Below are 26,951 nucleotides of genomic sequence, written 5' to 3'. Positions count from 1 at the left end.
ATCGGCTTTCTGTACTTTACACACCATACTATATGGTACTGAATATAGTAGACGTAACCTCTTCCTTTTAGTGCTTTTTTCACCATAATCACCTCTACATGTATTTTATCATATGTAGAAACAAAAAAACATGCGAAATCGCTTACTCACGACTAAAGTCACGAGAATGCGCTCATAAACTCTTCAATTAATTGAATAGACGGTAAGGCATCCTTAACAGTAATATAATCCGTTGTATCTTCACTAATCGCTTTGTAAAACCGATCAATTAAATACTTGTGACTAGCACCAAAGTAAAACTTGGCGCCGTCTAATTGCTCGTCTTCAGCTAATAGTTGTTTCTTACCCTCTTGATCCATACGATAGAGACAACTGTCTTTAATCGTAAACCAATCATGTTCAGTTATCACTTCTAGTTCAACGCTTGCGTTTGATACATTAGCATTTGTTGCATGCAAATACCCTTTGGCACCGGATTTAAATTGAAACGATGCACTCACTGTATCTTCCACTTCACTGTTCACGTCTAGTAGTTTGGATAAACTTGCTTTAACGGAGTCAACTGGACCACCTAAGAGTTGAATTAAATCTAGCGTATGAATTGACTGGCTCATGATATTACCATAACCCACTTCAGATTTTTTTACGGCGCCATGGTTTCGATTCATAATAAACCGGTTCTCTGAACCAGGTCACTAAACCTTTAATACCAGTGATAGTGCCAGTTTCTTCTTTATCTAACCAACGCAACAGTTCTAAAAAGGTTTGATTGTATCGATTTTGAAAACAGACACATATCTTAGCATCTAACCGGTCCTCTAATTCCTTTTGTAGCAAGCCTTCTTCGTAACTAATGGAAACAGGTTTTTCAAGAAGGACATGGATACCCTTCTCAACACAGGCTTTTGTTACAGAGTAATGGAGATGATGAGGCAGACAATTATGAATGACATCAAGGTCTTCCTTTTCAAGCATCTCTAAATAATTTGTATAAAAACTGACCCCTTCTACTTTTAGTTGAGTAGCTGGGTCTGTATCACAGACAGCCATTAGATCAGCCTCTTCATGCATTTCTATTGCTTGTATATGAAAAGAAGACACATCTCCTAGTCCTGTGATGCCAACTTTCAAGCGTTTATGATCACTCTTCATTCGTTTCACTCCTTGATCGGTCTGTTAAGTCGTGATTACATCATCTTCAAAGTTATCTACCGAACTTGACTTCTCATAAAAACGAGGGGCATGACTCATGACTCCTTCTTTTGTATAGAAAGGATGCGTTTCATTTAACGGTAAGGAAACTTTTTCACTTGATTGAGACGACGCATATATAGCCATAATCAATTCAAGCGTTTGTTTGCCTTGAATGCCGTCTACAACGAGTGTGTCTTTACCTAAAAGGAACTGAATAACATTGTTGATTTGACCCGTGTGACCTTCGTACGGGAGGTCTTCAAGTGAGTCGTGTAATGCTTTAATCTCATCTATTTTTTGAGTATTTATTTCTGGGAAACCATTTTCTCTTGAAGAAGAAGCGTCTACTTTAAAGGGCGCTGAAATTCGGCCCTCTTGACCTTGGAAAATGAGTTGCTGTTCTTCCCCGTGATGGATAACTGAACTTGTTAGCGTTGCTAAACCGCCTTCATTATATTTAGCAATAGCGATTGATAAATCTTCAACTTCTGCATTGTCATGTGCGACGTTACTCATGACTGCCGTGATTTCATCGGGGCGTCCATTTAACCAGTTAAATATATCCAAATGATGGACAGCGTGATTCAGTGTACAGCCTCCGCCTTCTTTTTCCCACGTACCGCGCCACCATAAATCATAGTAACTGTGACCTCTCCACCAAAATGAATCCACTTGAGTGTGCAAGACGTTTCCAATCACTTTTTGATCTAGCATGGTTTTCAATTTCCACATCGGGTTGGTGAATCTGTTTTGTGAAATAATTGATAGAGTCTGTCCAGTTTCTTCTGATGCTTTATTCATTGCATCGCATTCTTCAAGAGACGATGCCATCGGTTTTTCAACCAACGCATGTGCCCCTGCTTTCATTGAATTGATAGCTATTTCAGCATGGACATAAGGAGGCGTACAAACAGATACCAAATCGATGTCTTCTTTCTCTAACATATCTTCATGATTATCGTAAACTGTCACGTCAAGATTAAATCGTTTAGCTAGTTTCTCAGCTTTTTCTGGATAAATGTCACATAATGAGACGATTCTTACATCATCTGGAAAGGCTAAATACCCTTCGACATGAAGTGGAGCAATCCCACCTGTTCCAACAATGGCTACATTTAACATCATGATAGTCCTCTCTAGTGTGTAGTTGAGCGTATAGATAAAAAAGAGATTGGGTATCCTCTTCTTCCCTTAATATGTTATAAAGCATAATAATCAAACTATTATTTTTTATTTATAACGTTTATCAAGCGGAAAAGTAGTTTATCCAACCTCTTTCTTTTGCTTAAGCAGTAATTATTGAGTTTTTTTATTCACTATCTGATATTAATTTATGAGAAAGATCTTTAATTGTTGGGTAGACTTCTTTGTAGTTTGCGTAAACGGCTTCGTATGTTTTAACAGCTTCTTCGTTAGGTGTCACTTCAGATTTATAGTGAACAAATACTTTAGAACAGTCTTCAAAGTTATCAAACCAGCCTGCTCCAACGGCTGCAATCATTGCGGATCCCATTGCTGGTCCTTGTTCTGTTTCCAAAGTAACAACTGGTGTATTGAAGATATCTGCTTGCATTTGCAACCAGTCAGGATTCTTAGCTCCCCCACCAACAGAGACAATTTGACTGAATTCTTTATTCGAATGCTTTCTCATTAACTCAAGAGAGTCTTTTAATGAGAATGTGATGCCTTCTAAAACAGCTCTCGCGAAGTGATCTCTCGTGTGAGCGATGTCCATTCCTAAGAACGTCCCGCGGATATGACTGTCTGTATACGGTGTGCGTTCCCCTGAAATGTATGGGGCGAACAATAGACCTTCAGATCCCGGTGCAATATCTTTTACCCCTTTTAGCAATTCTTCAAAACTTTCATTAGGAGCAAATGTTTTCTTAAACCAGTTCAAGCTGCTACCTGCTGCTAAAGTCACACCCATTGTGTAAAAAGCGTTTGGTACAACGTGGTTGAAGTAGTGAAGGTTTCCTTTGTAATCTTTATCTCCTGTTTCTTCATAAGATAAGAAAACACCTGATGTTCCAATACTTGCCATGCCTTGGTCGGGTCTAACAATTCCTGCACCAACAGCAGCACTGGGGTTGTCTGCTCCACCAGAAAAGACAGGGACATCTACGTCTAGACCTAATTCTTCACCTAATGCTTTATCTAACATGCCAATTTTATCCTGTGATTGAACCAGTGGTGGGCATATAGATAGAGGGACATCCACTGATTCAGCGACTTCTTTACTCCAACTTCTGCTTTCCACATCTAATAATAATGTTCCGGCTGCATCTGAATACTCCATTTGTTTGTTTCCAGTTAAACGGTAGCCTAGATAGTCTTTAGGCAGCAAGAATGTTTTCACTTTGCTCCAAATAGCTGGTTCATTTTCTTTAACCCAAAGCAGTTTTGGCAGTGTGAATCCTTCCAATGCTTTGTTTTTAGTAATATCAATTAAGTTAGGTACTTTTTCTGTAATCGTGACACACTGTTCCGTTGTACGAACGTCATTCCATAAAATAGCATTGCGTAGAACATCGTCATTCTCATCTAATAGAACGAGAGAATGCATTTGACCTGAAAAACTGATGCCTTCTAATTTAGAAGTTGCATCTGGAGTCGATTTGAAAATAGCTTGCATGACTTCTTTAGCCGCTCTGAACCATTCAGTCGCGTCTTGCTCACTGTGACCACGCTTTGGTGTTAACAATGGGTATTCAGAAGATGCTTCGTCAACAATCTTTCCTTCTTTATTAACTAAAATTCCTTTTAGGCCGCTTGTGCCTAGGTCTAAGCCTAATACATAACTCATCAGAACACGTCCATTTCTTTTTATATGATTTTTAAAGAAAAGAGGAGACTGACCACATGTTAAAGCTCCAATCTGAAATCGATTATTGCTTTGCCATTGGAGTCGGTCCCCTCATTTTATCGTTTTTTAATTAGCTTTTTCCACGTTCACCGTAATTCACTTTGCCTTTTCCTTTTTGGCCTTTACCGTAATGACGAGGTAGAGTCCAGTGATCTCTCGTATCTTCCTCTTCTTCATAACGGAAGTATTCGAAATCAGCGTATTTACCCATACCACTGTTATCGATCACGCTCATACCAACGAATGCGCCAGTAAAGAAGCCGGCTTCTTGAATATATTCGTCAGATAACTTCCATGAATCGAAAGTAGCTGGAATCACTTCCCAGTTTTCGCCATCAAATGAATAGCTGAACTGGTAGTTGTATTGATCGACTTTGACTTTAAACCATACTGCTTCTGCGTCTTCTGGTACTGGAATCACGTCATCCCCTAGTGGGTTATACACGTTATTGCGTTCAGATGCATACAGATCAATGACTTTTCCTTTTTCTTCATGCATAGTCACGTGAAGGTTAGTCCAGTTTTTAGTGTTGTAGTAAGTGACTAAACCGGCTTGTTGTTGGAATGTTTCTGGTTCAAAGAAGACTTTTGTTTCTGCTTCGAATTCAAATGCCTGCCAACGACGAGCAACTAATGCTTGCTTGTGTAAGTTAGAATGTCCACCTGCACCATAAATTCGCAAGTGACCTGGGTTTTCTTTGATCGTTGCAAATTCTGTGTAAGGAATACGCAAGGTTTGCCATTGTTCGCTTAACTCTTCTGAATCGAATTGATCAACAACTGGGAAATCAGGCTCCCATTTTTGCTCAGGTAAATTTGGTGCTGGAACGGATACTTTTGGATAGTTACCATCAATAATGTATGGCCAACCATCTTTCCATTCCATCTTTTGAATAGCTGTCTCACGGCCCAATTGGCTATATCCACGGTCCATCAACAACACGTCACCCGGTGCTTTGGTTAAGCGACTTGTTAAGTGTGCGAAGTACCATTCCCCGCCTTGTGTTTCCACCATTGACCCGTGTCCAGCACGCTGTAGCGCTAGTCTTGGATTATAGTAAGAAGAAATAAGTGGGTTCTCTGGATGATCTTCATAAGGGCCATCAATGTTTTTAGAACGAGCCAATGTGGCATGGTGCTCAAGCATGGTTCCACCTTCTGCAGTAAGCAAGTAGTAGTAGCCATTAATTTTGTAGAGGTGTGGCGCTTCAACTAAACCAACATCTGTTCCGTGGTAAATGATTTTGCGCTCACCGATTAATTTTTGTTGCTCGTGATCGTATTCTTGTAACACAATGCCACCAAAGTCATGGTGACCAATACGGTGATCCCATACCATGTTGACGAACCATTTGCGGCCGTCTTCATCATGGAATAATGACGGGTCGAAACCAGATTGATTCATAAATACTGGATTGCTCCACTCACCATCAATTGTTTCACATGTTGTTAAGTAGTTGGTTACATCTTTATAAATACCGCCCGTTACTTTCACATCTGAATAGATTAAGAAGAATTGACCATCAGAATAACTTAATTGAGGAGCCCATACCCCACCTGAGTCTGGATTCCCTTTCATATCTAACAACTCTACTCTATTCAATGGACGAGCAACTTGACGCCAGTTTTTAAGGTCTTTTGAATGATAAATGACGACTCCTGGGAACCATTCGAATGTAGACACAGCGATATAATAATCGTCACCTACACGAACCATACTTGGATCGGGATTAAATCCTTTTAACACAGGATTTTTAATTGTTGACATATTGACATCCTCCTATTACGAATTAAAATAATTTTAAAAAAGAATAAACATTATTCTTCCTCTTTAACAAAGTTAGCTTTGACATCTTTCACTATACTGAAGTTATACAAAATCCAGAGAAAGGATAAAACTGCTGGGATAGCCAGTAGTAACCACTCTGATATGGTAAGCAGTAAAAAGATGACAATGAATATGACGAAAAAGTTTCCGATAGTTAATTTCATTTTTGTAAAGAAATAATAAGCACTTAGCTTTAATAAATCTTTGTATCGGAAGGAAAACTTCATCTGAATGATGAATACTGGTATCAAATACAGTGTTACCAATGCAGTCAACAAGAAAAATAGATAACCCAATAGAATATATTGGCTTTCTGCTAACGTAAAGTAGTAATTGATATTCACTGAAAATAGGTAGACAATGACTAAATAAGGAAGCCAGACTTTTAATGAGTCTAAAAAATTCTTCTTATAATACCGTCTAAAGTCTTTTCCAGGTTCAGAAAAGTCATCTTCTTCTATGACTCGTATAGTCGAACTAATTAAAGCGCCTATGGCTGGTCCTAAAGGAATAATCCCTACTAGATACCAGACGATATTAGCTAAGGTCGGCTCTAAAAATAAAAAGAAGAAGAACAGTGGGATAAAACTCAAGTTAAACCATAAGGTAATAATAAAGAACCATGATATATTTTGAGAAATTTTATACAACCGGTTATTACCGGCGTATTCATTGTAATCGTTTGACATATAAACTCCCTTTCCTTACACCGTTTTCAATTAGCCATTGAAACCGTGTATGTTGCTCTTCTTATTTTAACTGACATCAGATAAAAGGTTAAGCATATTAGAAGATTTGAAAAGGTGTTTTTAATCAGCTGAACAGTGACTATCCTTTGCCCCACCTTTATTATTGTATCTTTAATCATGCTAGCTGTCTTGGACCATCCTTTTAAACTTATGGATAAAAATCGTGTTTTTGTTCTATATGTGCTAATTCTAACCTATTTATTGTTTGATTTTTCACTATGTAAAGACAAAAGGTCGTCCTCTGATGGCCCCGAGTGAGTTTCACTTGGAAAGCCTGCATCATAAGGATAGCAAAAGTCTACACTCTTACTTATCGCTTATTCGTTCAGAGGACGACCTTTGTCTAAGAAACCGTGTATTCGATAATACAGACAGTCTCTAATTTCTATCTTCCATCAGAAATCTTAGTTAGCGTCTTCTAGATTTGCTTGGAATTCTTGGTATGCGTTGTTGATGATATCTAGATATTGGTCAACGTTTTGGTTTTCCAAATCAGCCATGAATTCATCCCAACGATCCAATTCGAGCTGACCAGTGATGAAGCGTAGAGTGTACGTTTCAGTTGTGTCTCCAAGTGGCGTACCAATCAATGCTAATTGTTCTTGATCAGCTTGAGCTAATGGGTACGCAGGGTTTGGTGTGGCTACTTCACGGGTTTCATTTGTCATATTTTGGAATTCAATTTCTTCTGCGTCCATTACAGATTGTAGTAACGCAGTTGGTCCACCAGAAGCAATGATACCGTTACGGAATCCGTGGTCTTCTTGTAAGTGCTCAGTACCATCAGGGTTTAATCCTAGGTAAGTGATTGGGTCAAGAGGCATAAATCCACCAGGAGCTTCATCTGTCAACTCGTAAGTTACGCCTTCTTCACCCCACCAAGCTAAGTGGTTTCCTTCATCACTGTAATATAACCAGTCAAGGAACTGTAGTAACGCTAAGAAGTCATCACGTTCTGCTACTTCAGATGAAAGCATGAATCCTGCTACAAAACGGCTTCCCCCAACAATCGGGCCAGCTGGTCCTTCAGGAGAGACAATTTTACCAATTTCGTATTCGCCTTCACCGTGAATTTCAGCCATAGATTCTCTTTGTCCAATAACAGTTTGAGAGTTAGCAGAAATAACGTAAGATTCTAGGTTGTTAAATGAGTTTTGAGCAGTTTCATCTTCTTGAGTGAATGATTCAGGATCCATTAAACCTTCGTCAACTAAACCTGCAAAGTACTCAACCATGTCACGGTAACCTTGTTCCATAGGTGCATACTTGAACTCCTCAGCTTCTTCATCGAAGATAACTCCGCCACCGAAGCCCCATCCAGCTACTGTACCAAACGAATGAGAAGCATAGTTTAATAATGCTTGCCCAGTCCATTGGTCATTAAATGGAACGTTTCCAGTTTCGTCACGTAAGATAACTAAAGCGTCTCTTAACTCATCCCACGTAGTTGGATCTTCAATACCATACTCGTCAAATACAGTACGGTTAATCATTAATGTGTAGTCATGACGAACGCTTTCTTCAATACCAGGTAAGATATAGTATTTACCATCTGCTTGACGGTTTTGGTCTAACTCATCTTGTACATCCCACTCTTCAATACGTTGAGACAAATGAGGCATTAAATGTACATAGTCAGAAATTGGTAGTAAAGCGCCTGAACCTACGAATTGAGCTTCTTCACCAGGATAAGCATTGGCAATAATGTCAGGTGCGTCCCCAGCAGCGATTAGAACGGAACGACGCTCAGCAAAGTCAGATAATGGTGCAACAACGTTGTTAAATGTCACGTTAGTTTTTTCTTCCAACATTTGATAGAATGTCCACTCTTCATCAAGTGGGTAGTTCGGGTGGTCACGGTATAAGAATGAGAATTCTAGTGGTTCTTCAGAATAGAATGTATCTCCCACACTGAAGTCTTCCATTGCGTTAACATTTCCAATATCGTCTGCAGTGATTTCTGCACTTTCTTCACCGTTTGTTTCTCCACCAGCGTCAGTTGATCCACCGTCGTCAGTTGAACCGCCTTCAGTGTCCCCTCCACAAGCAATCAATAATGTTGCTGTTGCTAGTGTTAAACCAGCTAATAATTTTTTCTTAAGTGATGATCCCATTTTTTTCCTCCTAATTTTTCCTTATTTTTATAAAAGGTGTGATATCTTTCCTTTGTTGCCGATCAAACTATTCTGTGGCATCGCCCCTTTAGTGTTCCAGAGAGTAGTTTTAGCAATAAGCTACGCAGCCCCATGATAGAAAGGTTAACTCCTATGCATATAGCGTAATCAATCATTATAAGTATATAGTCCTATTCTCATTACGTTGGCTTATTGCAGACAGTGATACAAGGACCTTTCTGTCAAGCGCTTACAACTTTTTTTATTAATCAAGCTGAAAGCATACTTAACTTTCAGCTTGATTGATTTACCAGGATTATTCTTTTACTGATCCTAACATGATTCCACTAACAAAGTATTTCTGTACGAATGGATAGACTAAGATAATCGGTAAGACAGTTAAGAACATCGATACTGAACGAACGTTTGAAGCTATTTGAGTACTTCCAGCTTCAGCTGCAGCTGCTTCTCCTGTTGCCGTTGCACCTGAGATTAAGTTTCTCAAGAACAAAGTAACTGGGAAGAGTGTCCAGTCGTTCAAGAACATGAACGCTTGCCACCATGAGTTCCAATAAGCCACAGCGTAGAACAAGATCATTGTTGCAAGAATAGGTTTAGAAAGTGGTAAAATAATCTTCAAGAAAATACCATAAGTTGACATGCCATCGATTGATGCTGCTTCTTCCAATGCTTCTGGAAGGTTTTCGAAGAATGATTTCATAATTAACATGTTGTAAATACTTAATGCCATAGGCAGAACAACAGCCCACATAGTATTCGTGATGTTTAACGTGTTGTTGTAAAGAATGTAAGTTGGAATAATCCCACCTGCAAAGAACATAGTGAAGACAGCGAATCCAACCCAGAAACTCTTACCTTTCAAGCGTGTTTTAGGTTTTGCCAATACATAAGCTAGCAAGGTTGTTAATACCATTGCAATGGCTGTTCCAACGACAGTGTACAAAATAGTGTTACGGTAGTGAATCCAGAATCGTTGGTTTCTTAAAACGGCTACATATGTTTCGACGTTAAATCCTTTAGGTAGAAGGAAAACTTCACCTGCAGTAATAAAACGTTCACTACTGAAAGATTGTGCGATGATATTTAAGAATGGGATAAAGGTAATCGCCACGATTAAAATCATTACTACTATATTGAAATACCTGAACACTTTATATCCTTTAGTATCGCTTAAATTCATAATGTTTTCCCTCCTCTTACCATAAACTTCTGTTTGTTAAACGTCTAGACAGTAAGTTTGCACCCATAACTAGAATGAAACCAATAACTGCCTGTGCTAAACCTATTGCTGTTGCATAAGAGAAGTTCGCACTTCCTAAACCAATACGGTAAAGGTAAGTTGAGATAACGTCTGCTGTTTCATAAGTTAACGGGTTGTAAAGTAAGAATACTTTCTCAAATCCAACGTTCATAAAGCTTCCGATGTTTAAGATAAGCAATGTAATAATGGTTGGCAAAATACCTGGTAAAGTAACGTGCCAAGTTTGTTTCAATCGTCCTGCTCCATCGATAGCTGCAGCTTCATATAAGTTAGGGTCAATGTTTGTTAAGGCCGCAAGGTATAAAATTGCTCCCCAACCAGTACGTTGCCATACTTCTGATGCTACATAGATAAATCTAAACCATTCTGCACGTTGTAGGAAGATGATTGGATCTCCACCCGCACGCATGATCAATTGGTTAACAATTCCGTTAGCAGATAACATTTCCATAATCATACCTGCAATGATAACCATTGAGATAAAGTGTGGAAGATACGATGCTGTTTGTACGAATCGTTTAAATTTCAAGTTTTTCAATTCATTTAGTAATAGTGCGAAGATAATTGGAATCGGGAAGTTAAATAGTAATGTATATCCTCCGATAATAATCGTATTTCTGAATACTCTCCAGAACGTACGGTCATTCCAAAACATTTCAAAATAGCGTAGTCCTACAAATTCTTCACCGAACATGCTTCCGCCTGGTATAAAACGTCTAAAGGCGATAGCATTACCTGCCATTGGCAAGTATTGAAAAACGAACAAGTAGATGACTGGCAAAATCAAGAATGTATATAATTGCCAATCTTTTTTCAGTGACTTCGTTACACTTTCAAACTTAGATACTCGTGTGTTACGTAACTTTTCTTTGTATTCATCCATACTCATTGTACTTGGCGCAGAAGCAATAGCTGTTTCGGGGTTATTACCGATACGGCCTATTTCTCCTCCTGATGCTTGGCTATCAAAATCCAATGGGATTCCTCCTTTTAATTGCTTTCATTATGCTACTGTCTTACGTCTTATACAGACGTCCCATTTTCCCTCGACTCGTTCTTCAGCTTATCCAACAGGTCCCAGGCGCCCATCATGTACATTATGCCCATAGCACGATCGTACAATCCATAGCCAGGTCTGCTCTCTTCGCCCCATACATGTCGACCATGATCTGGTCTCATGTATCCTTCGAATCCGATTTCATTATACGCTTTCATTATTTCCAAAATTGGAAGCGATCCATCTTGCTCTCTGTGCGATGTTTCAATAAAGTCACCATTGTCATATATTTTAACGTTTCTAATATGTGCAAATGGAATACGGTCTTTAAATGTCCGAATCATATCCGGTATGTCATTAGCCGGATTTGCTCCTAAAGCCCCACTACATAAGGTTAAACCGTTTGACGGGCTGTCAACAATATCCACTATTCGCTGTAAGTTCTCCTTAGACTGAACTATTCTAGGAAGGTCGAATACTGGATAAGGCGGATCATCTGGATGAATGGCCATCTTTATACCGACTTCTTCTGCAACTGGTACGATTTCTTTTAAGAAATATGCCAAGTTTTCGAATAAATCATTTTCAGAAATTGGTTCGTAAGCTTTAAATAGCTCTTCAATTTTACCTAGACGTTCAGGTTCCCATCCAGGAAGAGTTAAATCTTTTGCTGCATGTTTCATCTTTTCGACTAATTCGTAAGGTTCTGCACCATCGATTTTCGCTTTTTCGTAAAACAAAGCCGTTGAACCGTCTGGTAACTCTTTAGCCAAATCTGTTCTTACCCAGTCAAAGACTGGCATGAAATTATAACAAACAACCTTTACTCCACCGACTTTACCTAGGTTACGTAAGGTCTCTTTGTAATTCTCGATGTATTGATCTCTTTCTGGAGTACCTAACTTAATCGATTCGTGAATATTTACTGATTCAACGACATCGATTCCTAAATCATACTCAGCTGCCTGATCTTTTACTTCTTGAATGCGTTCGACAGGCCATACTTCCCCTGGTTGCATGTCATGTAAAGCCCATACAACACTGTGCATAGAAGGTATTTGCCTAATGTCTCCTAATGAGATAGTGTCGTTTCCTACTCCGTACCATCTAAAAGTAGTTTTCAAAAGTCTATTTCCCCCTTCTTTCATCTGACTTGCTTTAACATACTGGCGGGAGGGCTCTCCCGCCGTATGGGTAGTTAACTATAAATGGTTCTTCCGTGTGCGTCTTCTACACCTGACTTACGGTAATAATAGGTGTTCACTTGATCGCGCCACTCTCTTGCTACTCGTTTTTGTTCTTCTAAACGTTCTTTAACGTTTGTGTAAGTCGCTTCATCCACTTCATCTTTCAACGTTTCCCATTGTTCTTGGTAGGATAAAACGGTGTCATACCCTTCAAAGTGAGTATCGTAAATGTGTTGGATAATGGTCTTACCAGATTTCAACTCGTAGCTGTATGGTAGATGGTGGAAGAATAAAAGCAATTCTTCTGGACAGGTTTCTACATTTTCATACATTTCATAATTTTCATCATGGTATTGTCTAGTGTAGCCTGTACCAGATTTGACTGTGCGGTCCACACCTAGTCCATTACGATCTGAGAAGTGGTAAGTTCCCCACATATCATATTCGTAACCATCGATATTTGGTCCGTAATGGTGATTTGGCTGAACCATCCAACCGATGCCTAATGGTGATGTGTACTTCTCATAGGTATCCCAGCTTGTCATAAGGATTGACAACATCGTTTCCTTACCTTTTTCAGTTAAGGAGTACGTCGCATCTATCCACTCGCTAGCAATCTCTTCTGATGAGAGAGTTGGGTCCCAAATGAGTCTACCATATCCGAACAAGTTGGCTTGAGATAATTTATGGCCAGTCCAGTTGGCATCCATTCCTGTGTTAACTACTGCCGTGATTCCATTACGCTCCGGATTATTAGGGTACTTGACTAAAACATCATGAACCGTTGTATTTGGTCCGTCCGCATAAGTGTCAAAATCCAATACTTCCTTCCACATAGGAATCAAGTAACAAATATGTTTTTGCTGACCAGTGTATTCTTGTGCAATTTGGAACTCAAGTACCTGGTTCGTTTCACGTAGCGCTCCAAACATAGGAGACACGGCTTCTCTAACCTGAAAATCCATCGGTCCATTTTTAATCTGCAACACAACGTTATCAGCAAATTCGCCGTCCATTGGAGCAAAGTGGTCATAAGCTGCTCTAGCTCTATCTGTTGAACGGTCACGCCAGTCCTGGTGGTTATCGTAAACGAAACATCTCCAGAACACCGTTCCACCAAATGGTTTCAAGGCTTCTCCCAGCATATTCGCTCCGTCTGCGTGTGTGCGTCCATAAGTAAATGGTCCTGGGCGGTTCTCTGAATCCGCTTTAACAACAAATCCACCAAAGTAAGGGATGTGTTCGTAAATTAACTCAGCTGTTTGTTTCCAAAATGCTTGGACATCTTCGTTCAATGGGTCAGCTGTATCAACCCACTCCACTTCAATTGGTGCAGCATAATTCACACTTAAGTAAAGTATCAGGCCATATGATCTGAATATCTCAGCCAAATGTTTGACTTCTTTAATGTAAGCGTCGGTGATAAAGTAACTTTCCTTTTGGTGAACGTTAACATTATTTATGGTTAATGCATTGATTCCAACTGAGGCAAGCATTTTCGCATAGTGTTTGAACCGTTCATCTTGAAAACGAAACTCATCGTTGTTGAAGAATAATGACCTACCTGCGTAACCTCTTTCAACAGTTCCATCAAAGTTATCCCAGTGATTAATCATGCGGACTTTATTTTTAGGATTAGATAACTTGTCTATACGTGGGTTTTCTTCTTGTTGGAAAGATCTGATTAGATCGAAGAAACCGTAAACCAAACCTTCAGGCTTGTTAGCCGTTACGCTGATTTCATTTCCTTTATCTTCAATCTTAAATCCATCTAGAATAATTTCACTATTATCTGTTACATTTAATGATAACTGCTTATCTCCTTTAGAGAAATGTTCATTATAGTAATTAAATTCATTCCGTAATGTTTTCTCTAAATAATCAGCATTGTCTATCAGAACTTTATTAAATGGCCACGCCTTTAATGTGTCCGGAGATAGCCAACTTAAATCGAAGTCGAATTTGGTGGTCATACTCAATCCCCTTTTTCTATTCTATTATTCGGTATAGAGGTTAATAGCCCTTACAAAAACACATTCGTTATCTTATTGACTAATTATTACGTAAAGCTGTAATATGAAAATAAAGAAAACCTTTACATTTGTTGTTTTGTTATTTGAACTATTATGATACACTGTGTATACCGATAGTTTGTTAGTTGAATTAACTAACTTCTGGTATAACTATATCGAATCTCTTTTTATAAGTCAAGCGGTTTCAAAATCTTTATAAATTATTTTGAACAAGGCATGGCAGAGGTCTTCTTGGTAGGTATCTACCAATAAAATAAATAGTTACATGAATGGATTCAACCACTTTTAGAACATAAATACGACAATTTTAAGAAACGAGGAAAAGATTATGTTTAGAATGAAAAATTCAATTAGAGAAAATAATAGTATATTAGTTTTATCAGAAATCATTAACCGTCCTGAAATCTCCCGTGCGATGATCTCAGAACTAACTGGATTGAATAAGGCAACCGTCTCAGAAATCGTCCGACGTTTAATAGAAGATGATTACGTCATCGAAATTGGACCAGGTAAGAGTACATCTTCTGGTGGAAGACGCCCTATTCTCTTAACAGTCAATAAAAAAGCAGGCATTTCTATTAGCTTTGATGTCAGATACGATCGAATCAGCTACCTGATTACTTTCCTTGACGGGGAGAAAATTGAATATACTATAGAAGAGAAAAATATTGACAAAGAGAATATTGTTGATTTGATTACAGTCGTAGTGGAAAAATATAAAGCTGAATACTTAGATTGTCCCTTTGGTATTATAGGCGTCACTATATCTATTCACGGTATTGTTCATGAAAAACAAATTGATTTTACTCCGTATTTTAATTTGGATGAAATTGATTTAGTTGGTATTTTGGAAGAAAAGACCGGCTTAACGATTCATATTGAAAACGAAGCGAATCTGTCTGCTTTAGCTGAAGCCGCATTTGATTATGAACATCATAATATTGTTTCCTTTAGTGCACACACAGGTATTGGTGCTGGTGTCATCATGAACGATCAGTTATATCGAGGATTCCGAGGAAAAAGCGGCGAGGTTGGACATACGGTACTCTACCCCAATGGAACAGCCTGCCCATGTGGCAACCAAGGCTGCTTGGAACAATACTGCTCCACGACCGCAGTCATTAAAAAGTTTCGTTTATTGAAGGGTAACCCTGATCTCATGTTTGAAGATTTAATTGATGCCTACCATCAAAAAGATTCCTCTACATTAAATATGATTTTGCAGTTCGCAAAAGACTTTGGCATTGGTTTGATGAATGTCATTGGAAACTATGATCCGGAAGTCGTTTATATAAATTCTGAATTGTTGGAAGAAATACCAGAACTCATCAGTTTGCTACAGCATTATTTGAGTATGACTATCTATAAAAAAGTACCCTTAAAACAGTCACTGCTTGGAAGACAAGCTAGTTTATACGGCGCAACTGTGGTCAATTTAAAAGAATTCCTTCATGTCGATAATGTTGAATTCAACATGAATATTGAAAAAGTCTTGGAAGTCTAATTTTGTTTGACCCGCCCTATTGTCGCTTTTGCTATGTGCTCTTTTAGCGATCGTGATAGTCGGGTGGGTTTTTGATTACCATTCGAGTACCCCCTCTTCTTGAGTTGTAACCATTTAGCGTTTTGATTACAACTCGTGAGTTCAAGCTATCCTGGATTGTAATCACCACTTACACATTTATACGCAAAAAACCGTTCCCTCTTATTTATAGAAGGAACGGTTTTTCAATTAGTTAATTCAATGCTTTCTTCAATGTTTCTCTAACTGCTCCTGGACCTTGAATCAGTTCTTTAAAGTAAGCAACAACTTTATCGGCTAAACCGTGCTCGTATAAATCAATGCCAAAAATGTCTGTGCGAGATAAGATAGGCTGAACGATTTCTTCCAAGTTCTCTGTATCGCCTAAATTAACTTGAGCCATAATTGGAGTTAATTCATCCAACAATGGATCCGGACTTAATTCCATTACTTGGCCATCGTTATCGACTTTCATTAAATAACGAAGCCATCCAGCTAGGACAAGCGGAATGAATGTTAACGTCGTTACGTCTTTTTCCGAGTCATCAATATAGGCTTGCATTGTTTTACCATAACGGATAGACAGTTTTTGTGATGTGTCTGTCGCAATACGCTGTGGTGTATCCGGCATGAATGGGTTAGGGAATCTCACATTAATTACTTCATCGATAAAGGCTTTAGGGTCTAATATCTTAGGATCAACCACTACTGGAAGACCTTCATCGTAACCGATTTTTTCTACTAATGCTTTCAATTCTGTATCGTTCATTTCTTCATGAATCGACGTGTGCCCTAATAAGCAACCATAAATGGCAAGCGCAGTGTGAAGTGGGTTCAAGCACGTCGTTACCTTCATCGTCTCAGCTAGGTCTACCGTTTCACGGTCAGTGAAAATGACGCCTGCTTCTTCTAATGGTGGTCGACCATTCGGGAAGGCGTCTTCCACTACCAAGTACTCCGCTTCTTCTGCGTTAACAAATGGTGCAGTATACGTATTTTTTTCAGTGATAATCACGTCTGTATCTTCAAAACCATCTTTTTCAAGAATGCCTTGAACATCAGCATCTGGTCTGGGTGTGATTTTGTCTATCATACTCCAAGGGAAAGCGACCTTTTCTGGGTTTTTAATATAATCCATAAACCCTTCATCGACTAAGCCGTTTTCTACCCACTTTTGAACAAATTCGGTGACCGTTCCTTGTAATAAGGCACCGTTATGAGATGCGTTATCCATAGAAACTAATGCGATGGGATCAGCCTGATGCTTATAGCGCTCATATAAAAGAGCCGCTAATTTACCCATGTAGCTGACTGGTTTAGACGGACCGTTATTAAAGTCTTCTTGAACAGGTGCCATAATGTCTCCGCGACCATTAACTAAGCTGTACCCTTTTTCGGTTATCGTAAAGCTGACCATTTGTAGAGATGGCGCTTTAAAAATATCTTTCAAGCGATTAAACTCATCTTCATTGTCACTGTCCATTCTTAACGATTCGACAACTGAGCCTACTACAGTTTTATCAACCGAACCGTCAGCTTTCAAGGTTACTAATAGACTTAACTCTTCGTATGGACGGTAAGCTTTTTCAATAATCTCGTAGTCAAAACCTTCTCCAACTATGATGCCTGTATCCATTTTACCTTCATTAAGTAGACGGTGATTCAACATCGCAGGAAACGCTCGGAAAATATTGCCAGCTCCTAAATGAAGCCACTTAGGATTTTCCATGGTGTTTTTTGTTATGTCGTCTCGGTTATAGGTCGGTAGAGCATACCCTTTTTCTTCCCACTGACTCTTATTTTGTAATGCTTGATTAGATAATTTCATTTATTTCTCTCCTTTTTTAATTAAATTTAAATCCTTTAAAATCAAATTGACTCCCTGGCAAGAAGATAAATGTTAATGTTCCTCTTCCTATAAGAGGTATTAAAGAAAAACGCGCTTCAGACGTTTCGGTGGTTTGTATAAAGTCTACGACTTGTTCAACACTATTTCCCTCTTCTTCTTCAAAACGAACATGAATTGTATTTTTATCAATTGACGAATGCCCTTCAATTATCAATTCAGTTGCTTCTTGAGTAGAAAAATCCATGTCTTTAAAAACTAAGGAGACGTTATTTCCAATATGTGTCACCTGTTCATCTTTTATATCAAACGCATCTCCATAAATAAAGTCTGCATCGACCGCTTTATTATAAACAAAGGCTCTGTTTTGCTTCTCAAAGTAAAAGCCTTTTAAATGGACCTTCGCTTGCATGACGAAGTATAAAGTCGTCACACCTGTTAGCCGCTTCGGTAGTGTGTATGTTTCTTCTTGATAAGTATTCCAACGTGATTCTTTTTGGTAATGGGCTTCCAGTAACTTCGTGCTCGATTTATCTTTAGGGTCACCTTCCCAAATGTCAATTAGGTAATCCTCATCACTTAAAGCGAAAATAGGTAAGGTGATTCGGTCGGAACCGTATGATCCAAAGTCGATGTCATGGTAGCCAACCACTGTTTCCCCGTCTCGACTAGTAGCCACCCCCCTTTCATTCCCATTCGACAAGTCTCCTCGGAAATTATCGTATAAAGAACCGGATACTAATTCATAGGGGTCTTTGTAAGCCAAGCCCATATCGGTAATGACCATATCAAGCTCAGAAATGAGTTTAACTTTTTCTGTTCCATTTTTACTCGTGCATCTTACACGGAAAGGTCCATCGCCTTTGGCAATAATCGTTGCTTGACTGCCATCTGCTTTGATTTCTGCATGAGTCATGTCGACACCGGCATCATTGACGATACTCCATTCTACATCCTTGTATGTTGCATCTTCTGGGTAAACAACGGCCTTAACAATGGTTCGTTTAACCTCAGGATGCAAATGCTGCCCATGAGAGCTGGTCAATTCTATTTTTCTAACAGGTGTGTCATCCAAGCGACCCGTTTCAATAGGAAGATTAACGTTCGCAGTGTTTACACCAGTTGTTGGCGCATCATCTGCTTTTATTGATCTTAACGCCATGCGGGCTGACTCAAGGCCTTTTGAACGAATGTCTATGTTAATTGAGCCCTCTTCTCCAGTTGCTTGAATGATAGCCATCACTTTTCCACTAAACAAGCGGCGAGATACCCCTTTGTATTGGTCGTAATCCGTACTGTCTCCATTATCTAAACCGACTAAACGACCTGCACCCGTCACGTCAACTGTTACTCTATTGGTCGCATTTTCAACTGAATGGCCGTATTGATCTTCTGCCGTTACCTCTACAAAGATTAAATCTTTTCCATCAGCAATGAGTTCCGTTTTATCTGGATTCAGCTTGATTTTCTTAGCATCTAGAAAAGAATGCCTGATACTACGGCCGATTTCTTGGTTTTGTTCGTCGTAAGCAATAGCTTTCAATTCGCCTGGTTCATAAGCAACCTGCCAACTCGGAATGATGTCATAGTCTTCTTGATGATTGATCAATCGCTCTCCAATTTCTTTATCATTTAAAAAGAGCTTTACTCTAGGGGCATTCGTTGCTACGCGCACATCGATTGTTTGCCCAGGGTTAAAATCCCAATAGGGAAACAGATGGATCATTGGGTTTGTTTTGAATTCAGTCCAAGCTGCTTGGTATATATAATACGTATCTTTTGGAAAAGTTGCTGTATCCAACTGTCCAAAATAAGAGTTTTTAGTATGGTAAGGTGTGGGCTCTCCGATATAATCAAAACCAGTCCAGATGAATTGCCCGAGTGAATAAGGCGTATCTCTGTCTTCAGTTAATAACTGTTCTAGAGAATTCGCCCCCCAGCTGGTCGCACTGTTTCCTAAAGCAGAACATTGTTCATCATCATCAGCAAGAACAGATTGTTTAAGAGGGAAATGGTAAACACCTCGGCTTTGAACAATTGACCCTGTTTCGCTTCCGTAAATAACCCAATCCGGGTGCTCTTTATGTTGTTCTTCATAGTATTTCTCACCATAATTGTAACCAGCAACCTTTATAAAGTCAGCTACCTTTTGCGCATTTTCCCACGGCATATAGTTAGAGCCAATGGTTACTTTCGCATTCTCTTTTGGATCAAATTCTTTAATATAGGAGACCAGTTCTTTAGCAATCTCAAGTCCACGTTCATCTGCGTGCGTATCATAAATTTCATTTCCAATGGTCCACATCATTAAACTAACATGATTTCGGTCTCTCTTGACCCAACTCTTCACATCTTCATATGCCCATTCTTTAAAAAATCGAGCGTAATCATACGTTGTTTTTGGCCGTTCCCACATATCAAATGATTCAGAGACAATTAAAAATCCCATCTCATCTGCCAGTTGCATAAAGGCTTTTGCTGGCATATTATGAGACGTTCGAATCGCATTCACACCCATATTTTTTAGTAGGGTCATGCGTCTTCTCATAGCAGACACATTAAAAGCTGAACCTAAAGCGCCTAAATCATGGTGTTCGCAAACCCCTCTTAATTTCATCGATTGACCGTTTAAAAAGAACCCTTTATCTGGAATCATATCTACTGTTTTAAACCCTATCGCTGTGGTTTGTCTCTCAATGACTCGCTGACTCACCGGATCAACTAATGTCGTTTCCAAATCATATAACTTGGGATGATTGGGACTCCATTCTTCAACATCTAGTTGAGAGAACGTTGTCATTTTAGTTCCTGAACTATTTACTGGTTCTTCACTAGTAGCTATGGTTCTCCCTTTATCAGTAACTTTCTGTACTAAGATAAGGTCGTCTTCTACTTTAACACTTGTCTCAACATCAAGTTGATAAGACGTTGAAGCTACTTTCGTTGTTGTGATATACAAACCATTACTCTCAATATAAGATGGGCCACGTTCACTTAACCAGACATCCCTATAGATCCCTGCACCTGTATACCAACGGCTATTGGGTGATTGGTGAGTCACCTTCACTACCATTTCATTTTCTCCGATAGTCAAAGCTGATGTGATATCAAACTCAAAAGCAGAATAGCCATATTTCCATTCGCCTATCTTTTGGTTGTTCACGAAAATAACGCAGTCCATATACACTCCGTCAAAATAAATACTCACTGACGATGACTGTCCATCATATGTAAATACTTTCTTGTACCAACCAATACTATCTTGATATAAATTTAGCGTGTCTTCAATCAACCAGTCGTGAGGTAATTCGACTGGTAAGAATTCAGTTGGGTAGTCGCCGGATAAGCCCTTTACTTTTGCAAATTGCCATCCGTCAGTAAACACTTTATGTCTATTCATCTTTAAGCTCCCATTCCTAAAAAGCCTCGTTTTCGTTAAATCGTTTACACTTCATTGTTACATATAGTTAGTTTAATTTATACTCAAACAATCTCTTTAAGATTAAGCTTTTTTGTAACCGATGTCAACAGACGGCCCTCTTTATCACTCTAAATGACGTTAATTTCTGAAACAAGGGTATGGTAACTTCTGATCTGTCTATGATAAACTAAAGAAAAAGGATGTGATTGAGCGTGACCATCATAGTGGACGCTGATGCCAGTCCAAAAAAAGATAACATCATAAAATTAGCTGGTCAGTATGACTTAACTGTCCTTCTCGTATCAAGTATTTCTCACTACTCTACTACTGACATGCCTGAATGGGTTAAACGAATCTGGGTAGATAAAGGGAGCGATCTGGCTGATTTTAAAATAGTTGCTTTGGCCAAGGAAGGCGATATTGTGTTGACCAATGATTTCGGTTTGGCCTCTATGCTTCTTCCTAAACGGTGCCGAGTTCTTCATCACGATGGCTATGAATACACAGAAACCATTATCCAGCAACTGATTGATGGGAGGCATTTATCTGCAAAAGAAAGACGGACGAACAAAAGAAGTCGAGTAAAATCTTTGGCCCCTTTTGCAAGTGAAGATCAGCAGCCTTTTGAGGAGTTGCTTGAACGTATTATCAAAGAACAATTAATAGGAGATAATAATCAAGAAGGACGTGACGACATAAGGTGATTACGATTGGATTAACTGGATGGAGCGATCATGATTCTATACAACGAAATAGACAGCGCAAATTAGAGGAATATGCTAGTCATTTCCCAGTAGTTGAACTAGATACTAGTTTTTATGCTATCCCGTCCAAACAAAACATCGCTCAGTGGATTAAAAAAACGCCTAAATCTTTTACTTTTATACCTAAAGCTTACAGCGTCATGACCCTGCATAGATCTTTTGAAGAGGATTTTAATTCTATGGAAGACGTTTTTAGTATTTATACAGAAGCTTTCTCACCAATGATTGAATCTAAAAAAGTCAAAACCTTTCTCTTCCAATTCCCACCGGTTTTTGATTGTACACGAAAGAATGTAAATTATATTCGTTTCGTACGTAAGCATATGGGACGGTTACCTTTATCAGTAGAATTCCGCAATCAAAGTTGGTTTAGTGAGGTCAATAGAGATCATACGTTAAACTTGTTGACCCAGCTGGATATGACACATGTGGTCGTTGACCAGCCGCAAACGCCGAATAATAGCGTGCCTAAAATAATTGCAAATACAAGTAGTGAGCTTAGCTTTGTTAGACTGCATGGACGTAACTATGAGGGATGGCTCGGTGAAAACGTGACAGATTGGCGTGCCGAACGAACTTTGTACAATTATTCTCTTGAGGAATTAGAAGGTATGAAAGATAATGTGAACCAACTCGAAAAAGAATCAAAAGAAGTGTGTGTTATATTCAATAACAATTCTGGCGGACACGCCGCCCCTAATGCAAAACAGTTGCAGTCCCTGCTTGGTTTGTCGTTTGACGGTTTAGGCCCACAACAATTGGATTTGTTTTTATAACTAATAGAACTGCTTCCCTTAAAAAAGAGAAACAGTTCTTTGCTTCGTTTTGATTAACTGAAATAATCCATTTACCGAAGAATAGAGAATAATTCCAACGGTTGCTCCGGCTGTATCTATTATGACATCCATGACAAGCGGCATACGACCGGGAACAAAATATTGATGAATTTCATCGAAAACAGCATATAAAAAGCACAAGAGAATAGCTAACCCAATCGATTTCCATCCTTTTAGTCCAGATACGGTCAGCGCATTTTTTACAACGCCGCCTAAAAACAAATAGATAAAAAAGTGGGCGTATTTTCTTAAATAGCGGTGGATGACCCACCTGTTCATCTGAAAGATGCCAAAAGAATCGACTCTAGGTAGGATGACTCTAAGAATGACGTATACAGCAGATAGAGACATCACCAAGAATAGTAAAAACAATAAAATTTTGATGATGTAATGTGACTTCATTCGGACTACCCAGACTAGAACGATATGGTAAATGATAATAAAAGAGAGAATACCGATCCCTTCCCAATGACTAACAAATCGTCTGCCTACTTCCATTACACCTATACTTAACTGGGCAGATTCTGTCGCTGGCTGTGATGAAAACCAAAATAGAATCCCCATCCACAAAAGAACTAGTCCCCATGACAGAAACATAGCTAGTGCATTCTTTCCATTATGTCTTAGTACCATCATCCACTTCCTTTGGGTGTCTTATGTCTATAAATTAATCAGCAACTTGTCCATTTTCCATCACTTTTTTACCATCTATCCATACAGTAGGTGCTTTTACTACGCAGTCAATGTGAACACCAGCTTCTGTTTCTCCACCGAATGGTTTATTTGAGCCGAAAGCGATGTGAATCGTTCCAAATACTTTCTCATCCTCTAATACGACTCCAGTGATCCGAGCAGCGGGATTTGTACCAATACCAAATTCAGCGATGAGACGGCCTTTATCTTTTCCAAGGAGAGTTAAGAGGTCTTCCCCTTGGTCGCCCGTTGCCTCTACTAATCGCCCATTTTCAATAGTTAGGGTTACCACTTCTGTCACTTTACCGATTTGAGCAATGGATCCATCAACGACTAATTTTCCATTTGCAGATGTTTCTAGTGGAGCAATAAACGCTTCCCCAGATGGAACATTCCCTGATTGACCTTTCTCGCGGAAAATACCCGTACTGGCAATACCTTTTCTGTTAGCTATTGAAAAGCTAAGGACTTCTCCATCTTTCTCAATTGTGACGTCAGAGGCTTGGTCTAGTAGTGTTGTAAATTTAGCAGTCAGCTCTTCCACTACTTTAGGATCAGCTTCGATAGCCCCTTTTTCTAACATGGACAATGTCATACCTGGCATGGTTCCAATTCGGGTGCCTGTTGCAGCAGCCTCTTTTTTTGCATGAGTATGTGTCAGACTGGCTGATGTCACACACAAAGCAACATCGGCGTCTTTCATAGCTTGAGCAATGATTAGGGGTGGTTCTTCTCCTGATTTATAATTAGCAGGAAACTGTAGGAATACAGTCTCGTTCCCTTTAATACAGGCAGCTTCATAAAAAGGCATGGCTTCGCGTCTCATACGATCATCAGTGATAATAACTACTTTTTCATCTTTCTTCAAATTGAAATTGTTCTCAAATACTTTAATCGCATTATCGATATAATTAGTCATCTTGTCATCCTCTTTCTAAGCTTATCTAACCGACCGCTTTTCATGTCCATTATTATTATGTAAGTCTAACTATTCTGAAAGGGTCATTCATCTATTCTATCGAAAATTAAACCATTTTAAAATGGCATATTAATGAAATGTTAAAAAGAACGCTTGTCATTGCCATTTAACCTTGAAATCGCTAGACTAAACTTACACAACAAAATGAAAGGATGGAAAATATGAAAAAGAAGATGACACAATTTGGATTCACCGTTCCACAACTGGACCAAGACCTTCCTACTTTTGAAAGAAGAACGGTACCAGTACCCGAACCAACAGGTCGCCAATTGCTGGTAGAAGTAAAAGCAGTTTCAGTAAACCCAACTGACTTAGCTACACGAGCAATGAAAAAAGAGAACGATAATTCCTTTACTGTTTTAGGTCGAGATGTGTCGGGAACTGTGGTAGCTAGTGGTCCAGATTCCGATTTGTTTAAAGTAGGCGATGATGTATTTTATCCAGGGTCAACCAACCTTGAAGGAACGATGGCAGATTATCATGTGGTGGATGAACGCATGGTGGCTATGAAGCCGAGGAATCTGACCCACGCTGAAGCAGCCGCTTTACCTCTAACTGCTCTTACTTCCTATGAGGTCTTTCATGACCGACTATCATTATTTGAAACGGGACAAAAACCCGAAGAGACCACCCTTTTAATCGTTGGTGCTTCTGGAGGCGTCGGTTCAATAGCCAGCCAAATTGCTTTAAATTATGGCTTTCGAGTTATAGGGACAGCCTCTCGCGAGGATAGTATAAATCATCTGAAAAAAATGGGCCTCAAGCACGTCATAAATCACAAAGAAGCCTTTAAAGAGCAACTCGAGGAACTTGGTATCGAATCAGTAGATGCTATTTTACTAGCTGCTAAAGCGGATGACAATAGTAAAGAAGCGGGAAAAGTTATTAAGCCACAGGGACGTATCTGTTCCTTACTCCCCTTGAAGCAGCCTCTTCCGATGAGTTATTTCGGCAAAAGCATTCAGTTCAGCTATGAATTGATGTATACCCGTTCTGTGTATGAAACGCCAGATTGGATCAAGCAGCACGAGTATTTAACCGAGTTGAAAAATCAAGTCGAACAAGGCTTGATTAAAACAACGCTGTCCAAATCATATTTAGAAATGAATGAAGACACCATTACAGATGCCTTCACAGCCTTGAAGACTGGTCACACGATCGGAAAAATAGTATTGAATCATTCAAAATAGGGTAGCCGTAGTTAATTAACAAAAAAACCTTGCTCAGTTGATTTTAAGTCAACTGGTCAAGGTTTTTTATACGCTCCCCTACCCTTTGATAAACAAGGGTAAAGCAAAAGGCAGGAAAACTTAAACTGAAGAAAAAGAGTAAAGGAACAAAATATAAACTTAGAAGGACTTGAGATAACAGTACCGCTACTAGTCCTAAAGAATATAAAGGGTAACGGCCAGTATAGACTATTGCCGTAAGTAGTCTCTCTTTCAATGATTTTTTCCTATCTATCACCCCTGCATGGTGGTAAAAGAAGAGAAAAATAAAGACAATAGATAAAACGATCAATGCTCCCATCAGAAAAGGCCGTATTGTATTGGTACGTGGCATGACAGATACAACGATTGCATCCACTAGCATCACTAAACCTAAGATAAAAAATGGCGCTCCACGTCCAATACTCGACCACAAGTTAGCTTTAACATAGTCTTTAAATGTCTTCCAAATAGGAAAAGGTTGTTTTTTAATTAATAGAGTGACGCAATAAAAAACGGCTTCCGTCGCAGCGAATAATGGCAAGATTAGAAGAGAAGACAACAGCCAAAGCACATTTAGTTGAGCCAATCCAGAAACGTATTCTGTAAAGGTCACCACAACGGATTGTCTTTTCCCGTTTTGTGTTTCTCTGTTATCCATCTCTTCTCTCATCTCCATTATCCTTTCGTCCCTCCCGTTAAATCCATTCCTTGAATAAAGTATTTCTGTGCAAAGAAGAATAACAATACAGTTGGTATCATAACCAATGTCGCTCCCGCCATCAGATAATTCCATTGGGTGGTTGATTGGTTTTGAAAGCTCTGTAATCCAATTTGCAAGGTATACATATCTTCTCTTGTAATGTAAAGCAATGGTCCTAAGAAATCGTTCCATGCTCCATTAAATGACATGATGCCAACCGTAATTAAAGCCGGCTTTGTCAGAGGAATCATCAAACGACTCCAGATATATAAATGGTTGGCCCCGTCAATTTGTGCTGCCTCGGTTAATTCATTATTGATTGACATATAAAACTGTCTGAGTAAAAAGATATTAAAGGCACTTCCGAAAAAGGAGGGCACAATCAATGGTAAATAGGTTCCAACCCATCCAATTCTGGTGAACAAAATATATTGCGGGATCATAGTGACAAAGCCTGGTACCATCATCGTAGCCAGAACAAGTGCAAACAAAACATTTTTACCCGGAAAGTCAATTTTAGCAAAGCCATAGGCAATAAAGGAGTTCGATAAAATATTACCTAATACAACGAATACAGTGATGAACAATGTGTTTCTCATGTATTTGAAAAATGGGAAAGCTTGAACGGTCTGAGCATAGTTCTCAAACTGAATAGTCTCGGGTATAAAAGTTGGTGGGAATCGAACAATTTCCTCCATCGGTTTTAAAGAGGTACTGACCATCCACCAT

General features: G+C 39.1%; 21 protein-coding genes. 4 read left to right on the top strand and 17 right to left on the bottom strand.

Annotated elements, in window-relative coordinates:
- Positions 1 to 158: 158 nt before the first annotated feature.
- The 11 genes from C3945_RS11860 to C3945_RS09235 form a co-directional block, all read right to left on the bottom strand.
- Positions 159 to 668, bottom strand: coding sequence for a Gfo/Idh/MocA family protein (locus C3945_RS11860; RefSeq protein WP_202623338.1), 510 nt, complete (start codon positions 666 to 668; stop codon positions 159 to 161).
- A complete protein-coding gene (locus C3945_RS11855; RefSeq protein WP_202623337.1) occupies positions 634 to 1,152 on the bottom strand; it encodes a Gfo/Idh/MocA family protein in 519 nt (172 codons plus the stop codon). The genes C3945_RS11860 and C3945_RS11855 overlap by 35 nt, the downstream gene beginning before the upstream one ends.
- A gap of 24 nt (positions 1,153 to 1,176) precedes the next feature.
- The gene (locus tag C3945_RS09275; RefSeq protein ID WP_202623336.1) at positions 1,177 to 2,319 is read right to left on the bottom strand and encodes a Gfo/Idh/MocA family protein; all 1,143 of its coding nucleotides are present in this window, start codon (positions 2,317 to 2,319) and stop codon (positions 1,177 to 1,179) included.
- Positions 2,320 to 2,503: 184 nt separating this feature from the next.
- A complete protein-coding gene (xylB, locus tag C3945_RS09270; protein WP_161879417.1) occupies positions 2,504 to 4,000 on the bottom strand; it encodes a xylulokinase in 1,497 nt (498 codons plus the stop codon).
- A gap of 130 nt (positions 4,001 to 4,130) precedes the next feature.
- Positions 4,131 to 5,828, bottom strand: coding sequence for a glycoside hydrolase family 43 protein (locus C3945_RS09265; protein WP_161879416.1), 1,698 nt, complete (start codon positions 5,826 to 5,828; stop codon positions 4,131 to 4,133).
- Between the two features lie 50 nt (positions 5,829 to 5,878).
- Entirely contained in the window at positions 5,879 to 6,577 is a 699-nt protein-coding gene (locus C3945_RS09260; RefSeq protein ID WP_161879415.1) for a YesL family protein, read from the bottom strand.
- A gap of 464 nt (positions 6,578 to 7,041) precedes the next feature.
- The gene (locus tag C3945_RS09255; protein WP_161879414.1) at positions 7,042 to 8,751 is read right to left on the bottom strand and encodes an ABC transporter substrate-binding protein; all 1,710 of its coding nucleotides are present in this window, start codon (positions 8,749 to 8,751) and stop codon (positions 7,042 to 7,044) included.
- A gap of 316 nt (positions 8,752 to 9,067) precedes the next feature.
- Complete coding sequence (locus tag C3945_RS09250; protein WP_161879413.1) at positions 9,068 to 9,952, bottom strand: carbohydrate ABC transporter permease; 885 nt, start codon at positions 9,950 to 9,952, stop codon at positions 9,068 to 9,070.
- Between the two features lie 16 nt (positions 9,953 to 9,968).
- On the bottom strand, positions 9,969 to 11,009 hold the full coding sequence (locus C3945_RS09245) for an ABC transporter permease (protein WP_237585533.1): 1,041 nt from the start codon (positions 11,007 to 11,009) through the stop codon (positions 9,969 to 9,971).
- Positions 11,010 to 11,056: 47 nt separating this feature from the next.
- Complete coding sequence (gene uxuA, locus C3945_RS09240) at positions 11,057 to 12,154, bottom strand: mannonate dehydratase (protein WP_161879412.1); 1,098 nt, start codon at positions 12,152 to 12,154, stop codon at positions 11,057 to 11,059.
- Positions 12,155 to 12,228: 74 nt separating this feature from the next.
- A complete protein-coding gene (locus tag C3945_RS09235; RefSeq protein WP_161879411.1) occupies positions 12,229 to 14,190 on the bottom strand; it encodes an alpha-glucuronidase in 1,962 nt (653 codons plus the stop codon).
- A 388-nt stretch (positions 14,191 to 14,578) separates the two neighbouring features.
- Between C3945_RS09235 and C3945_RS09230 the strand changes: the two genes are divergently transcribed.
- Positions 14,579 to 15,754, top strand: coding sequence for an ROK family transcriptional regulator (locus C3945_RS09230; RefSeq protein ID WP_161879410.1), 1,176 nt, complete (start codon positions 14,579 to 14,581; stop codon positions 15,752 to 15,754).
- A gap of 232 nt (positions 15,755 to 15,986) precedes the next feature.
- On the opposite strand, the gene C3945_RS09225 is transcribed toward C3945_RS09230, so the two are convergent.
- Positions 15,987 to 17,600: a mannitol dehydrogenase family protein gene (locus C3945_RS09225; RefSeq protein ID WP_161879409.1), complete on the bottom strand. Its 1,614-nt coding sequence runs from the start codon at positions 17,598 to 17,600 to the stop codon at positions 15,987 to 15,989.
- Positions 17,601 to 17,616: 16 nt separating this feature from the next.
- Entirely contained in the window at positions 17,617 to 21,018 is a 3,402-nt protein-coding gene (locus tag C3945_RS09220) for a glycoside hydrolase family 2 TIM barrel-domain containing protein (protein WP_161879408.1), read from the bottom strand.
- 233 nt (positions 21,019 to 21,251) lie between these two features.
- Between C3945_RS09220 and C3945_RS09215 the strand changes: the two genes are divergently transcribed.
- On the top strand, positions 21,252 to 21,743 hold the full coding sequence (locus C3945_RS09215) for a DUF188 domain-containing protein (RefSeq protein ID WP_161879407.1): 492 nt from the start codon (positions 21,252 to 21,254) through the stop codon (positions 21,741 to 21,743).
- Positions 21,740 to 22,579 carry a DUF72 domain-containing protein gene (locus tag C3945_RS09210; protein WP_161879406.1) on the top strand — a complete coding sequence of 280 codons (840 nt, stop codon included), beginning with the start codon at positions 21,740 to 21,742 and terminating at the stop codon, positions 22,577 to 22,579. Before C3945_RS09215 ends, C3945_RS09210 begins: the two co-directional genes overlap by 4 nt.
- Before the next feature lie 18 nt (positions 22,580 to 22,597).
- Here the strand turns inward: C3945_RS09210 and C3945_RS09205 are convergent, their stop codons facing one another.
- A complete protein-coding gene (locus C3945_RS09205; RefSeq protein WP_202623335.1) occupies positions 22,598 to 23,272 on the bottom strand; it encodes a VanZ family protein in 675 nt (224 codons plus the stop codon).
- Between the two features lie 34 nt (positions 23,273 to 23,306).
- Positions 23,307 to 24,251, bottom strand: a complete 945-nt coding sequence (locus C3945_RS09200) for an aminopeptidase (protein WP_161879405.1) — start codon at positions 24,249 to 24,251, stop codon at positions 23,307 to 23,309.
- A 221-nt stretch (positions 24,252 to 24,472) separates the two neighbouring features.
- On the opposite strand from C3945_RS09200, the gene C3945_RS09195 reads away from it, so the two are divergent.
- Positions 24,473 to 25,501, top strand: a complete 1,029-nt coding sequence (locus tag C3945_RS09195) for a zinc-binding alcohol dehydrogenase family protein (protein ID WP_161879404.1) — start codon at positions 24,473 to 24,475, stop codon at positions 25,499 to 25,501.
- A 43-nt stretch (positions 25,502 to 25,544) separates the two neighbouring features.
- On the opposite strand, the gene C3945_RS09190 is transcribed toward C3945_RS09195, so the two are convergent.
- Both C3945_RS09190 and C3945_RS09185 read right to left on the bottom strand, forming a co-directional pair.
- Positions 25,545 to 26,198 (bottom strand): DUF624 domain-containing protein, encoded by a 654-nt coding sequence (locus C3945_RS09190; RefSeq protein WP_161879403.1) that lies wholly within the window; start codon positions 26,196 to 26,198, stop codon positions 25,545 to 25,547.
- Positions 26,198 to 26,944: a carbohydrate ABC transporter permease gene (locus C3945_RS09185; protein ID WP_442862174.1), complete on the bottom strand. Its 747-nt coding sequence runs from the start codon at positions 26,942 to 26,944 to the stop codon at positions 26,198 to 26,200. The genes C3945_RS09190 and C3945_RS09185 overlap by 1 nt, the downstream gene beginning before the upstream one ends.
- Positions 26,945 to 26,951: the final 7 nt, after the last annotated feature.

Origin of the sequence: Alkalibacterium sp. MB6 (assembly GCF_009935905.1) — a bacterium.
In the GTDB taxonomy this organism is placed as follows: domain Bacteria; phylum Bacillota; class Bacilli; order Lactobacillales; family Carnobacteriaceae_A; genus Alkalibacterium.
Note: the sequence above shows the minus strand (reverse complement) of the source record. Positions and strands in the feature narration are given on the sequence as shown.